This window comes from Halospina denitrificans (genome assembly GCF_004364635.1).
GTDB classification, from domain to species: Bacteria; Pseudomonadota; Gammaproteobacteria; order Pseudomonadales; family Oleiphilaceae; genus Halospina; species Halospina denitrificans.
In genome coordinates this window covers 24,552-37,632 of record NZ_SOAX01000004.1, presented here as the reverse complement: position 1 = coordinate 37,632, position 13,081 = coordinate 24,552, and the positions used below count along the sequence as shown (strand labels likewise).

11 protein-coding genes are annotated in these 13,081 nt (G+C 60.1%); 2 read left to right on the top strand and 9 right to left on the bottom strand.

The annotated features are described in order from the left end of the window. The first annotated feature begins 101 nt into the window (after positions 1 to 101). Positions 102 to 1,250 carry an acyl-CoA dehydrogenase family protein gene (locus tag DES49_RS09615; protein ID WP_133736205.1) on the top strand — a complete coding sequence of 383 codons (1,149 nt, stop codon included), beginning with the start codon at positions 102 to 104 and terminating at the stop codon, positions 1,248 to 1,250. Between the two features lie 8 nt (positions 1,251 to 1,258). On the opposite strand, the gene rpiA is transcribed toward DES49_RS09615, so the two are convergent. From rpiA to nosR, 7 genes are read right to left on the bottom strand one after another with little or no spacing between them, the layout of a single operon-like run. Continuing rightward, positions 1,259 to 1,930 carry a ribose-5-phosphate isomerase RpiA gene (rpiA, locus tag DES49_RS09610; RefSeq protein ID WP_133736204.1) on the bottom strand — a complete coding sequence of 224 codons (672 nt, stop codon included), beginning with the start codon at positions 1,928 to 1,930 and terminating at the stop codon, positions 1,259 to 1,261. A 60-nt stretch (positions 1,931 to 1,990) separates the two neighbouring features. Next, complete coding sequence (locus DES49_RS09605; protein ID WP_133736203.1) at positions 1,991 to 2,494, bottom strand: nitrous oxide reductase accessory protein NosL; 504 nt, start codon at positions 2,492 to 2,494, stop codon at positions 1,991 to 1,993. Between the two features lie 15 nt (positions 2,495 to 2,509). Beyond that, positions 2,510 to 3,340 (bottom strand): ABC transporter permease, encoded by an 831-nt coding sequence (locus DES49_RS09600; protein ID WP_133736202.1) that lies wholly within the window; start codon positions 3,338 to 3,340, stop codon positions 2,510 to 2,512. Further along, complete coding sequence (locus DES49_RS09595; protein ID WP_133736201.1) at positions 3,333 to 4,265, bottom strand: ABC transporter ATP-binding protein; 933 nt, start codon at positions 4,263 to 4,265, stop codon at positions 3,333 to 3,335. Before DES49_RS09595 ends, DES49_RS09600 begins: the two co-directional genes overlap by 8 nt. Continuing rightward, the gene (locus DES49_RS09590; protein WP_424955229.1) at positions 4,262 to 5,551 is read right to left on the bottom strand and encodes a nitrous oxide reductase family maturation protein NosD; all 1,290 of its coding nucleotides are present in this window, start codon (positions 5,549 to 5,551) and stop codon (positions 4,262 to 4,264) included. Before DES49_RS09590 ends, DES49_RS09595 begins: the two co-directional genes overlap by 4 nt. A 60-nt stretch (positions 5,552 to 5,611) precedes the next feature. Then, entirely contained in the window at positions 5,612 to 7,525 is a 1,914-nt protein-coding gene (nosZ, locus tag DES49_RS09585) for a TAT-dependent nitrous-oxide reductase (protein WP_133736199.1), read from the bottom strand. Positions 7,526 to 7,565: 40 nt separating this feature from the next. After that, the gene (gene nosR / locus DES49_RS09580) at positions 7,566 to 9,713 is read right to left on the bottom strand and encodes a transcriptional regulator NosR (RefSeq protein ID WP_133736198.1); all 2,148 of its coding nucleotides are present in this window, start codon (positions 9,711 to 9,713) and stop codon (positions 7,566 to 7,568) included. Between the two features lie 153 nt (positions 9,714 to 9,866). Between nosR and DES49_RS09575 the strand changes: the two genes are divergently transcribed. After that, on the top strand, positions 9,867 to 10,205 hold the full coding sequence (locus DES49_RS09575) for a hypothetical protein (RefSeq protein WP_133736197.1): 339 nt from the start codon (positions 9,867 to 9,869) through the stop codon (positions 10,203 to 10,205). Here DES49_RS09575 and DES49_RS09570 read toward each other — a convergent pair. Both DES49_RS09570 and DES49_RS09565 read right to left on the bottom strand, forming a co-directional pair. Beyond that, positions 10,202 to 10,894 carry an alpha/beta hydrolase gene (locus tag DES49_RS09570; RefSeq protein ID WP_243865004.1) on the bottom strand — a complete coding sequence of 231 codons (693 nt, stop codon included), beginning with the start codon at positions 10,892 to 10,894 and terminating at the stop codon, positions 10,202 to 10,204. The two genes, DES49_RS09575 and DES49_RS09570, sit on opposite strands and share 4 nt — an antisense overlap. Positions 10,895 to 11,021: 127 nt before the next feature. Further along, a complete protein-coding gene (locus DES49_RS09565; protein WP_243865003.1) occupies positions 11,022 to 12,995 on the bottom strand; it encodes a TonB-dependent copper receptor in 1,974 nt (657 codons plus the stop codon). Positions 12,996 to 13,081 lie beyond the last annotated feature (86 nt).

The window sequence follows — 13,081 nt, the reverse complement described above, 5'->3', positions numbered from 1 at the left end:
GACCGGATTGACTGGGTCGACGTGTAAACCAAGCGCTTGCTTGGTATATATGGCTGCGGCACACTTGGATCTGGTCGCTTTAAGGGAAAAGGACAGGGTGAATGAGTGAAGACAGAGGGTACTTCAACGAGACCCATGAACAGGCACGGGCCTCCGCGATGCGCTTCGTGGAACGCGAGATCCTGCCGCATATTGATGATTGGGAGGAGGCTGGCGAGTTTCCCCGCGAGCTCTACAGCAAGGCAGCCGACGCCGGGCTGCTGGGTGTGGGGTACCCGGAGGCCCTGGGCGGCAGCGGCGAAGGCGACCTTTTCCTGAAGGTGGCGGTGAGCGAAGCGTTGATGCGCAGCACCTCCGGCGGTCTCGTGGCGGGGCTCGGCTCCCACGACATTGCGCTGCCGCCCATTGTGAAGTGGGGCCCGAAGGCCATGCGTGAACGCGTGGTTCCCGAGGTGCTGTCCGGGCAGGCGGTGGCGGCTCTGGCCATCACCGAACCCGGAGGCGGATCGGATGTGGCCAACCTGAAAACCCGGGCCGTGAAGGAAGGAGATGAGTATCGCATCTCCGGGAGCAAGACCTTCATCACCAGCGGGCACAGGGCGGACTACTACACCGTGGCGGTGCGGACCGGCGAACCCGGCCACGGCGGCATCAGCATGCTCCTGGTTGAGCGGGACAGGCCCGGCTTTACGCGCGGGCGTATGTTGAAGAAGACCGGCTGGTGGGCAAGCGACACCGCCGAATTGTTCTTTGATGACGTCCGGGTGCCGGCGGAGAACCTCATCGGCCAGGAAAACGGCGGTTTCATGGTCATCATGACCAACTTCCTCCAGGAGCGGCTGATGCTCTGTATCATGGGCGCCATGACGGCACGCCTGGCACTTGAGAAAGCCATGGCCTACAGCCGCGAGCGGGAGGCGTTCGGTCGTTCAATCAGCGGTTTCCAGGTGACTCGCCACAAGCTTGTTGATATGGCCACCCAGGTTGAGCTGGCCACCCAGTACACCTACCACTGCGCGGCGCTGATGGACGCGGGCAAGGCGCCGGTCAAGGAAGTGGCCATGGCCAAGAACTACACGGCCTCGGTGGCCGAATCCGTCACCCGCGAGGCGGTACAGATTCACGGCGGGATGGGCTACATGCGTGAGGCCGGCGTTGAGCGCCTTGCCCGTGATGCCCGTATTCTTGCGATTGGCGGGGGCACCACGGAGGTTATGAAGGAGTTGATTGCCAAGCAGCTGAAGCTCTAAGGCAGCGGTTACCGGTTAACCGTCCGAACTCCCTGGCTGGTGGCTACAAACAGCTTGTCCGCCGGGCGGCGGGCAAAAAGGCCGTTGGTGACCACACCGGTAATCTGGTTGATAGCCTCTTCCGCCTTGATCGGGCGACTGAGATCGAGGTGATGGACATCCAGGATGATGTTGCCATTGTCCGTGACGAAACCGGAACGGTATTCCGGGTCCCCGCCCAGGCGCACCAGTTCACGCCCCACATAGCTGCGTGCCATGGGAATGACTTCCACCGGCAGCGGGAATGCACCCAGGATGTCCACTTCCTTGGTCTCGTCCACGATGCACAGGAAGGTCTCCGATGCAGCCGCCAGGATTTTCTCCCGGGTCAGCGCGCCGCCGCCGCCCTTGATGAGCTCCAGCCGCTTGTTCGCCTCGTCGGCCCCGTCAATATAGAACCGGGGCGGCTCCACGGCGTTGAGCTCATAGACCGGGATGCCGTGCTGCTTGAGCCGTTCGGCCGTGGCTTCCGAGCTGGCGACGGCTCCCTCGAACTGGTCCTTTTCCTTGGCCAGCGCTTCGATGAAGAAGTTGACCGTGCTGCCGGTACCGATGCCCAGAATGCTGCGCGATGTCAGATCGGGCAGGATATGGTCCAGCGCGGCCCTGGCGGCTTCCTGCTTGTGGCTGTCCTGGCTCATTGGGGGCTCCTTCTCCGTTGTGCGGTCTGGAACCCCGAGTATACGGACTCTGGCGCCTGATTAGGAGGGGGTCTTGAGGGCGTCCCAGTCAAGATCCTCGAAGGCCAGTACCTGTCCGCCATGATCGCTGGCAAAGGCTTCCGCATCCTCCCGTTTGGAGAATGGCGCCGGTGAGTGGCCCATGGCGCCTTCCTGGTCATGGTTTATTACATAAATGGCGTCCCTGGCGTCCATCCAGTCCTCATTCCCCGGGTCCTGCCATCCCGTCCGGCTCAGGTCATGGACGTAAAGCGCGCTGATCCGGGGTTTGGATTCCGGCTGCCAGGCCCAGGAGAAGAGGTCATTGGTGGAGCAGAACCCCTTTGTTTCATCACTGTCGAGGCAGGCCTGGCCCTTGGGGCCGGGGAAGTTGCTGATGGTCATGCCGCAGAGCGCGCACTCGCGGTCGTCGCCCAGCACGATCGGCTTGCAGCTGGCGGCGCTGTCGTCCCCCGGCCCACACCCGGCCAGGGAAAGGATGGGCAGGGCACCAATAAAGGCAATGATCTCGCGTCGGGTTGTCATTCCGGTTCCTCTCTATCAGGTGCGCCGCCGCCGGAAGACGGCAGCGGCGGCTGCCAGTGGCACGATCACCCAGAGCCCGAGAAGGGCCACCAGGCCGATGATTGAATGGTTCTCGCTGGTGGCGATGGCGAGCATGCCGCTGGCCTCGGCCACCTGTTCAAAGCCGGTCAGGTTGATCAGCCGGAAGATGTCCGTTGGGTTGATCATCAACAGGACCTGGAAGACATTCTCATTCACCTTGCCTTCGGTACCCACCAGTATGCCCAGCAGCGTAAGGTCGTAGACCAGCACGAAGAAAAACCAGACAAACAGGGCCATGCCGGCCGCCCGGGCTTTTTCCCGCGCAAAGGCGCTGATCAGGTAAGACAGTGCCAGAAAGCTCCAGCCCAGCAGTATGGCGCTCCCGATGAAGAGGCCAAAGGGGCCGGCCAGGGCAGCAAGGGTCGCCTCGGAATCGAAAACAACAATCACCACCCCCGCAATGCCAAAGCCCAGCAGGGTGGACAGGCCCATGATGGCGGCGTGTCCCATGAACTTGCCCGCGAGCAGCCCGGTCCGGCTCAGGGGATAGGTCATCAGCAGCAGAAGGGTGCCGTTCTCATCCTCGCCAACGATGCTGTCGTAGGCCAGCATCAGGGCGATCAGGGGAATCAGGAACACGGCCAGGCTGGCGAGGCTGGCAATGGTGGTGGAGACCCGTGTAAAGCCCACCTCGCCGGACACGGCGGCGCCGAACCAGGCCAGGGCGATGGCCAGTAGGGCGAAGACCAGGGTTATGGCGAGGACCCACCGGTTACGCAGGCCATCCCGGAACTCCTTGCCTGCAACCACCAGGGATTCATGCATGCTGGGCTTCCTCACTGTTCAGCTGGGTGTCGAAATGGGCATAGAGACTCTCCAGGGTCGGCGGTTCGACCGTCACATCCTCAAGTCCCGGCAGGCTGAGCAGTTTATTGAGCACAGGGAGTTTATCCTCCGTCCGGACCCTGATCGCCAGACTGTTGTCGGTTTCGGTGATGACGTCCTGAATGGCTGGATGAAGATCAGCACCGGGACGCTGGGCCCAGTCGCTCTGCCGGATGCGAATGGTCAGAGGCAGCTCTGCGTGGCTGCGCAGTGCCTCTATGGTGCCTTCGGCCAGAAGACGCCCACGCCCGAGTATGGCCACGCGGTCCACGTGTTTTTCAATGCCGGGAAGAACATGGGAGCTTACAATGACGGCGGTTCCCCTGGCACGCAATTCATCAATGGTGCTGTAGACATCCCGTGTGGCCATAGGATCGAGTCCGGCGGTGGGTTCATCCAGCAGCAGAAGCCGGGGCTCGCCAAGCAGTGCCTGGGCCAGCCCCAGGCGCTGGCGCATGCCCTTGGAATAGGTGCGCACGCGGCGTCTGGCGGCATGATCCAGGCCGACCCGGGTCAACAGCCGATCCACCTCTCCGGGAGAGACCCGTTTCAGCCGGGCGAAATAGGCGAGGACCTCGCGGCCGCTCAGGTTGTCGTAGAAGCTGACATTTTCCGGGAGGTACCCGAGCTGGAACCGCAGCCGCCCGGAATCCGGTCCCCTGGGATCCTCCCCAAAGACCCGGACCTGTCCCGAGCTGGGGCTGAGAATGCCCAGGATCAGCTTCATGGCAGTGGATTTTCCGGCCCCGTTATGACCAAGCAGGCCCAGGATTTCACCCTGGGGCAGGGCAAGGTCCAGTTGGTTCAGTGCCTTCACGTTGCCAAAATGGCAACTCAGCTGCTCAAGATCCACGGCGTTGGTCATGATTGCTCTTCCAGCGTTTTCGGCGGTCGCATGAGTGGATGGCTGTCCTTGACGCCCCTGGGCTTGAGTATGGGAAACGCGGACTGGACCCAGCGCATCAGTTCCACGGCGGGGCTGTTCATGAGCACGCGTGACGTCGGGTAGGTCCACAGGATCCGGTCCACGGCGTCATTGGGCTCATAGGGCGCGTCGCCGATTCCGTCGCCGTTGATGTCCCAGCCCATGTAGTCACTCCAGTAATTGCCGCGCCCGTCCTTCGACCACTCCTGGGCGCGAGTGGAGACATACTTGACCTGTGTGCGGTTGCTTATCAGCGAATTCTCGTGGATCTCGTTGTCTTCGGAACCGGCCGTCATGTGGATGCCGATGGCAGTGCGAGCCAACTGGTTATTGTGAATGCGGTTCTGTTGCGAGTTGTAGATGAAGAGTGCCTTGCCCTCCCCGCCTTCGATATCGGTCTCACTACCCGGGGTGGTCGATGCCTGGATATTGAGGGCAACATTGCCGCGAAGCGTGGATTGGGTGACGTAATTGAGCAGGAATCCGTAGCCCTGATCATTCTCCGCCCGGTTTTCAATGACCTTCAGCTGCTTGGACTGCATCAGCGCGTAACCGGTCCGATTGCCCCAGCTTTGGTTCCTGCGGATTGTATTGTTGTTGGAGTACATGTAATGGATGCCGTAACGCTGGTCGCAGAGCCGGTTGGAGGCCAGTGTGTTGTTGTGGCTGACGTTGATGTAGATCCCGTCCCGTGCTTCGCAAACGGTATTGTCCCGAATCATCGCGCCGGTAACGTTGTGAAGGTGGATACCATTACCCCGATCCTGGGAGCGTATCGAGTCGTCGCCGGTGACCCGGTTCCGTTCCACCAGCGCATCAGCTGCCCCGTCAATCCAGATACCGAAGCCCCGGGCTTTGATCCGGTTACCTTGAACATGGGCGTTTTCCGCGGCATTGGCTATAAAAACGGCCGCATCATGGTTGGTCAGGTTCTTGCCGCCATTGCGGATAAGCAGCCCCCTCACGGATACGTCGGGGGCCTTAATCGTCAGTGGGGTGCCTTCACGGTCACCATCAATAATGGTGCCGGGGCTGCCCTTCAGTGTGAGGGGTTTATCAATCCGGAAGTTGCCGGTATACAAGCCTGGATCAAGTTCCAGCACATCGCCTTCATTCGCATTTTCGAGCGCGTCGGCCAGCTCACCTGGCTGTACGCCCGCAATGGCCCAGATGGGTGCCAGGCCGACATGCAGCAGCAGTACCAGTAAACCGGTTTTTGGGGTCAAATTCACCACCGTTAATCAGAGGAAGCCGGGCACCCAGGTGCCCGGCCGTGCCAATGCGGTTCAGGCGTCCGCGGGTTCAACCAGCATGCGACCCGACATCTCCATGTGCAGTGCGTGGCAGAACCAGTTGCAGTAATACCAGTACACGCCCGGCGATCCGGCGGTAAAGGTGATGGATGACGTCTGCTGGGGGCTGATTTCCATGGCAGCGCCGTGGCCGATCATACAGAAGCCGTGTGTTACGTCCGCTACGGAATCGAGGTTGGTAATCACGACCGTGACTTCATCCCCGGATTTAACCTTGAACTCGGTGATGCCGAAATTCGGTGCCACGGACGTCATGTAGACCCGGACCTTGTTACCATCACGGATTACCTTGTCGTCGGATTCCAGGGTGATTCCATCCTCTTTCGCCATCTTGGCGGTTTCGGCAAAGAAGGGGTCATCACGTTCCCACACCTGTTTGGTGTTGATCATATCCCGGGTGACGATCACGGTATCGTGTGGTTCGGCGAAGGTGGGCGTATCGTGGACCAGCTTCATTTCCTCGCCGGAGATGTCGATCATCTGGTCGTTTTCCGGGTGCAGCGGACCCACGGGCAGGAATCGATCCTTCGAGAACTTGTTCAGTGAGAACAGCCATTTGCCGTCGGCATCCTTGGATTCCGCAAGCGTCGCGTGGTTGTGGCCCGGCTGGTAGTGGACGTCGAGTTTCTGCACGATGTAGTCAACATCCTCGCCATTGTAGTGGCGGACTGCCTTCTCCATGTTCCACTTGACGATCTGGCTGTCGATGAAGAGCGTGGTATAGGCGTTTCCGCGGCCGTCATAGGTTGTATGAAGCGGCCCCAGCCCCAGTTCGGGTTCACCCGCGATCACGTCGCGCGGATCATCGAGCTTGTCCGCGAACAGATCATCAAGCTTGCTGATATCCACCATGCTTGCCGTCGGGGAGAGCTTGCCGGCGCAAATGAAGTATTTGCCGTCGGTCGAGGTGTTGCAGCCGTGCGGGTTCTTGGGGATCGGCACATAGCGGGTGACGTCAGAGCCCTTACGGCCATCGACAACCGGTACATCGGAGTCCCCGATGGTGGTGTAATCCCCGTTTTCAACGGCTTTCTCAATGCGCTCGATGTTGAAGACCACAACCCAGTCGCGCTCCGCCCGTTGCATTCCGGCCAGCGAGGTGGCTTTTTCCGAGTTGTAGCAGGTGGCTGCGGCGTATTTGCCGGTGTAGTCGGCATCCATGTTATCGAGGTTGCCGTCAACCATCACCTGCCATGCGACCTCCATTTTCTCGCCGTCAACGGCGGTCCAGAGCGTCCAGTACTTGTCCGTGTTCTCCATATCCCGGCCGTCGTTGGGCTGGGGAATAGGGAATTCACCATTGGCGAAGACATAGCCCGTCTTCGGCGCTTTCTGCAGCCGCAGCCCGTGCACTGCCTGGATGTTGGGAATAGTGACCATGGCGTCCGTCTTGAAGATATCGAGACGGATACGTGCGACCCTGGAGTGGGCCTTGTCGTTGATGTAGAGGTAGCGTCCGTCGTGGCTGCCGTCCGTAAAGCTCAGGTGGGGGTGGTGGGCATCGCCATTGGTGTACTTGTTACTGTCGCCCATGATCCGCTTGGATTCGTTGGTCATCCCCCAGCCGGTGGCGCTGCAGTAGTTGAACACGGGGATACGCATGATTTCGCGCATCGAGGGTACCCCGAAGACCCGGACCTCACCCGAATGGCCGCCGCTCCAGAAGCCGTAATAGTCATCCAGCTCCCCGAGGGGGACATGGGTGCTCTGGGCGCCTTCAGCGGCTTTGGCATCACCGGAGCCGCCCATCATCAGCGCCGTGCCGGTACCACCGGTCACTCCGAGTGCGCCAACGGTTGCGGTTGCCCCCAGGAATGAACGTCTCCCTGGGTTCGCGACTTCCTCGGTGTTGCTGTTCTCGTTCTGGTCGTTATTGCGCCTTGTCATGACGACGTCTCCCTTGCCTCTCTCTGGTTTTTCGGAATACCTAGCCGGTTACATCAACAGCGGGTATTTTTCTTGGGTTCTTTTTGCTGTCATCTGCATCCGTGCGCGCCATTTTCTCGCGCTTCTTGCGCTTCTGGATCATGGGCGGACACTTCTGGTCGTCCCAGTAGGTGACCTGGCAGTCCAGGCAGTAATGGCATTCGTTGGGATTGATGCGCCCATCCGGATGGATGGCGCCGATCTCGCATTCGTTGGCGCAGATCTGGCAGGGCGATCCGCATTCCTTGTGCCGCTTGAGCCAGTCGAAGAGCCGGATGCGGGCCGGAATGGCCAGACCCGCGCCCAGGGGGCAGACATAGCGGCAGTAGAACTTGTGGTTGAAAATGCCGATGACCAGCAGCAGCGCGGCGTACAGGACAAAGCCCCACTCGCGCTGCCAGTGCAGGGTTACGGCTGTCTTGAAGGGTTCCACCTCGGAGTACTGTTCCGCGGCGCCGAGAGACTGCAGCGAAATACCGAACAGCACCAGCAGGATCAGGTACTTCAGAGCCCAGAGCCGCTCGTGTACGGCAAAGGGAACATCGAACTGCGGAATCTTAAGCTTGCGGGCGGCGAGGTTGATGAGTTCCTGCATGGCGCCGAAGGGGCATAGCCAGCCACAGAAGACGCCGCGGCCCCAGAACAGCAGCGTGGCGGCCACGAAGCTCCACATGATGAACATCATCGGATCCATCAGGAAGGTGGTCCAGCTGAAGTCGGTGAACACGGCATTCGTAAAGGTGAAGATGTTGACCACCGAGAGCTGTGCCAGGGCATACCAGCCGATGAACACCACGGTATAGATCAGGAAACCGATGCGCAGCGGACGCAGCAGGCGTGGGCGCTTGGTGAGCCAGTCCTGGAACAGCAGTATGAAGACGAGGACACCGAGACCGGCCCCCAGGATTGCGATCTGGACAGTGCGGTCCTCCCAGACGGAGACCCAGAGAGGCTGGTCACTTTCATCGCTGAGTTTCTTGCGATCCGGGATATCGAACCACGCCTTGACGGGTTCGTAATCCAGGGAGAAATTCACAAAGGAGGAATCCAGGGCTCCGTACTGGCGGCGCACACGCAGTTGCACCTCCCAGGGTTCGGACGGGTCGAAGCGGTTTTCCTCGCGGATGATGAAGATGTCTTTTTCCGAGATTTCGGGGATGTCATCGAGGACAAAGTCTGGCGCCCGAACAAGGTCCCTGTCCCGGAACTGGATTGAAGCGTCCTTCTGGTTGATCTGGAACCGGTCAAAAATGCCGCCGCGGACGAAGCCGGTTCCCTTGAACGAGTAACGCCCGTCCGCCATCAGCATGATGGCATGCTCGCCTTCATCCAGGCGTTCCATCAGGTCATTGTAGTGTTCCTCGCCCAGCAGGTTACGTCCGGTGGTCGGGGTGTTCAGGTAGGAGGCATAGAGATTGATGAAGGTTTCATCCCGGGCGTCTTCGGGCGGGTTGTCCACGTCTTCGGCTTCGGTGCCTTCAAAGGCGTCGTCCACCTCTCCGCGCGTCAGCGTCATCCTGCTGATTGCGCCCTGTTCGCGCAGTGCTTCCCAGTCGGCTTGCTCGTAAGTGTCCGGCTTGACCGTAGCCGGCTCGCGCAGGTCCACTTCGTCGGCTTCAGCGAGCCCGTGGGCAACGGCTGCCTGGCGCGCTGACCGCATAATGGTGTCGCCCATGACGACAACGGTGACCGTTGCGCCGGATACCGCGTCCACGTAGTCGTACCCTTCGCGCTTACGCGAAGAGAGCCCGACACGCATGCGGTCGTGAATGGACTTGCCGACGTACTGATCGAGAAAGTCGACAATTTTCTTTTCCGGAATGCCGGTAAGAACAATGGGCTCTTCGTGTTCAAGGATTTCCCCGCCAACCAGTTCGCCATCGCGGTTCAGGCCCAGCCGCATGTTGACGGGTTTGCCTGAATAGGCGGGAATTGGCGCGTAGTCCACGGTTTCAAAGACCAGTCCGGTCAGCTCGCCATCCCGGTACACGCCGGTAGCAGGGGGATCCCCCGACATGGCCTTAACCTCATCCGCGTCGGGAAAGAACCTGGAAGCTGCCTCCTCGCTGCTTTCCGCGGCACATTGGAGGGAGAAGAAAAGCAAAACCAGGCCCGGAAGCAGATACTGAGAAAGGCGCTGGTACATCATAAAAAATACACTCCGGAGAGGAACGTTTTCTCTGTTGGTGTCAGATTGACACCGAGCAATCCCGGAATCATTGATTTAAACCAAGAATTGATTCCTTTTATTTGAACTAATATAGCTGAGCGGGAATCACTGACAAATGACGGAGTTTTTGGAATGAGTGGCGATGGTGCAGGCGTCGAGAGGATCTTTGCTCAACCCGGGATTCTCGGGGCAAGAAAGCTTGTTGCGGAATATGACTTCCGGCTTGAGGGGATTCCAACGCATATCCGGATCTGGATTTACGCTGGGATTAATGCCGACTGGGTGGAGGCGGATCAGAACTACTATTTGCAGGCGCCGGGGATGAAGGAGCCGGCGGTTCCGGAAAGCCCCCGCTATGCGAGCACCGAGGAAGCGTTGCGCGAGGTGGTTGCCAGCTTCACCGAAGGCTATGAGAAAGCACGGGAAGCGGGGCACACGCCAGGCAGTGACTGGCTGATGCCGGGCTATTAGTCGTCGCGGTTGCCGGTGACGCCCTGTTCCTTCAGGCGCGCCTGGATCCACTGGTCAACGATTTCGACCGTATCCATGCTGATCTCGTGGGCCAGCGGCAGTTCATGCCAGTCCACCTGTAATCCGAGGCCGCGCAACGTATCGCGGTTTTCCCGGGCCTCCTCGACAGGGATCAGCTCATCCTCTTCGCCGTGGATCATCAGGATAGGGGTTTGCGCGTTCGCCGTATGGATGCGCTCCGAGAGGGTTTCCGGATCAAGGAGTTCGCCGGACAGCACAATGATTCCCGCCAGTTGGCGAGGGTATTGGAGGCCGGTGTGCAGCGCCATGGCGCCGCCCTGGGAGAAGCCGCCAATGAGGGTCCTGCTGGTCGGCATCGCCTGTTGCTCGGTATCGAGCAGCTCCGTAAGGCGGTTGTGGCTTTCGTTCAGGCTTTCGGCGTCCGGTTCGTCGGACTCGGAGGCAGCCATGTCGTACCAGGCACGACCGGGGCGATTTCCGTTTGCCCTGAGCCGGCGCATGGGGGCATTGGGAGCCAGATAACGGAGCCCGAGTTCCCGTGAACCGGTCAGGTTCTTGAGGATCGGTATCAGGTCCTCGGAGTCAGCGCCCTGTCCATGAAGCCAGACGGTTGTCGCTTCGACACTTCGCCTGGTGTGGAATTCCAGTCTGTCGTTCGATGGGCTCACCATGCCTCCTGATTCATTCTGAATGCGTTTAAAGGCTACCCGGCAACGCCGCCGATGTTAAGTGGCGAGGCATAAAAAAGCCGGCCCCGCAGGACCGGCAGCTCTCGAGAGAGGCGAGAGACAAGCGTCAGAACTCGGTTGTGATATTTGCCCAGAGAATGCGGCCCGGTTCATTGATTGGGTTGCTGCTGGCTCCGAGATCCGCGGATCCCCTTTGGATGTGCTCCGCGTAACGCCGGTCAAAGAGGTTATCAATGCCAACGCTCAGTCGGCTCTGTTCAAGAATCCGCATGCCGGCATGCAGCGAGAATGTTGCGAATCCGGGCGTTTCCCGGGTATCAAGGCTGTAGATGGTGCCGTTGCCCTCATCGATCCGGTCCTGACGGGCAACGCCGCGCCAGAGCATACCGGCTGAGTAGCCAGCGCTCTCGTAATCCAGGCCCAGGGTGCCTTCCAGTGGTGGTGTCTGCGCCAGCGGCTCGTTGTCGGTGTCATTGGTGCTGCGCGTATACGCAAGCGTTGAATTGAAGGTCAGCGATGGCGTCAGGGAGACAGCAACATCGGCTTCAGCACCCCGCGTGGTTGCGTCCACGTTACGGGCACTATCGCCACCGTCCGTGATCAGGATGTAGTCATCATATTGCCCGTAGAATACGGCAATGGTGCCTTTAACCCGCTTGTGGCCCAGCGAGATGCCGGTATCCACCTGGGTAAGGGTCTCGTTGCCGATGTCGAAGTCCCTGTCGCGCTCCCAGAAATCCGGCGCGCGTTCCGAGCGCCCCAGCCCTGCATAGAGATTGAGGGGGAGATCCTGCAGCGCCACTTCGTAGCGGCCGAAGCTGCTCCACTGGGTGCGGTCGTCGGTTTCGCCCTCGTCGGCACCCCCAAAGTCAGCGGCCAGTGCTTCGGCTTCATGGTAATCACCACGTACCCCCAGGGCCAGCCATGAATTGCGGCCAACCTGCCGCTCCATGTCTGCAAAAAGACCCACATCCGAAAACTCGGCCGTTTCCGGGGTCGCGGTGCCTCGAAAATTGGCGCCAGCCAGGGGCGTGCCCATTTCCATGATAGGACCGCTGTCGGCATGCTCATTGGTGGAGAAGTCCAGGCCGGCATGGATGTCAGTTCTGGGAAACAGGTCCATGTTGGCGCTTAAACGACCGCCCAGAGTGGTGCGTTCCACAATGCGGGCCATTGCGCTCATCCCCGGGTTTCTTAATCGGAAATTGTCCATGACGTGGTCAACGTCGTTGTAATAGAAGTTCGCCTCAATCCTCGAGAGCCAGTTAGTAAGGTTGTCCTGGGAGCCGGACAGTCGATAGCTGGTTCGATCAAACTCGGTGCCGTCCATTCTGCGGTCGTCGTAGGCGGCTTCGGCGTTGCTGCGGTCGTAGCTGAACTCAAGCTCGGTATCCTCTCCGGGCGTCCAGCCTGCAATGGCGCTCGTGCTCCAGCGCTCATGCTCGGAATGGACGGATTCACCGCCGCCGTCCTCATAATCGTCCTGTGAGGAGAGCGTTCCGATAAAGCGGGCGTAGCCATCCTCATCGCCGGTGGTGACGTCAGTGGCCATGTCATTCCGTGCGTGGCTGCCGGCTGTGAAACTTGCGAACCCATTGGTTGTGGGTTCTGAAAAGTCCGGTGTGTCACGCTCAAACCGAACGCTTCCCGCCGTGGCAGGACCGTAACGGACACTCTGGGGACCCTTGGTGATGTTCACCCGGTCATAGGACTGCGGGAATATGTAGGCCGTTGGGGGGTCCATGCGGCTTGGGCATCCGCCAAAGATGGCGCCACCATTTGTCGAGATATTGAGTCTGGAGCCGCCCAGACCCCTCAGGACCGGTTCGCCACTGGTTCCCCCCTTGCGGCTGACATTGAAGCCGGTGACCGACTCCAGGTAGGCGCCTCCATCCTGGGCGGGGAGTGAGGTATGTGGTTTACGGGGGTCGGTGGTGACCTCATGGGGTGTGTCCATGGCGGAGGTTGTGACCACCAGAGGATCAAGGGTCATATTCTGGGCGCCCGCGGCCGTCGCGCCCAGGAGCAGGCTGGCAGTCACCAGGGGTGTGGTGCGCCCTCCCGAAGGCTTGTGTATCATCGGATGCTCCATAGTAGTTGAAACGGTTGTGCGTCAGCGGCAGCAAAAGGCGAGCCAGGTCTGCGATCTGTTTCCGAATGCCTCAG

What these genes read in the sequence shown, in the direction of transcription:
- DES49_RS09615 (WP_133736205.1), top strand. Translation starts at nt 102, where the DNA reads ATGAGTGAAGACAGAGGGTACTTCAACGAGACCCATGAACAGGCACGG.
- rpiA (WP_133736204.1), bottom strand. Translation starts at nt 1,930, where the DNA reads ATGAGCCAGGACAGCCACAAGCAGGAAGCCGCCAGGGCCGCGCTGGAC.
- DES49_RS09605 (WP_133736203.1), bottom strand. Translation starts at nt 2,494, where the DNA reads ATGACAACCCGACGCGAGATCATTGCCTTTATTGGTGCCCTGCCCATC.
- DES49_RS09600 (WP_133736202.1), bottom strand. Translation starts at nt 3,340, where the DNA reads ATGCATGAATCCCTGGTGGTTGCAGGCAAGGAGTTCCGGGATGGCCTG.
- DES49_RS09595 (WP_133736201.1), bottom strand. Translation starts at nt 4,265, where the DNA reads ATGACCAACGCCGTGGATCTTGAGCAGCTGAGTTGCCATTTTGGCAAC.
- nosZ (WP_133736199.1), bottom strand. Translation starts at nt 7,525, where the DNA reads ATGACAAGGCGCAATAACGACCAGAACGAGAACAGCAACACCGAGGAA.
- nosR (WP_133736198.1), bottom strand. Translation starts at nt 9,713, where the DNA reads ATGATGTACCAGCGCCTTTCTCAGTATCTGCTTCCGGGCCTGGTTTTG.
- DES49_RS09575 (WP_133736197.1), top strand. Translation starts at nt 9,867, where the DNA reads ATGAGTGGCGATGGTGCAGGCGTCGAGAGGATCTTTGCTCAACCCGGG.
- DES49_RS09565 (WP_243865003.1), bottom strand. Translation starts at nt 12,995, where the DNA reads ATGATACACAAGCCTTCGGGAGGGCGCACCACACCCCTGGTGACTGCC.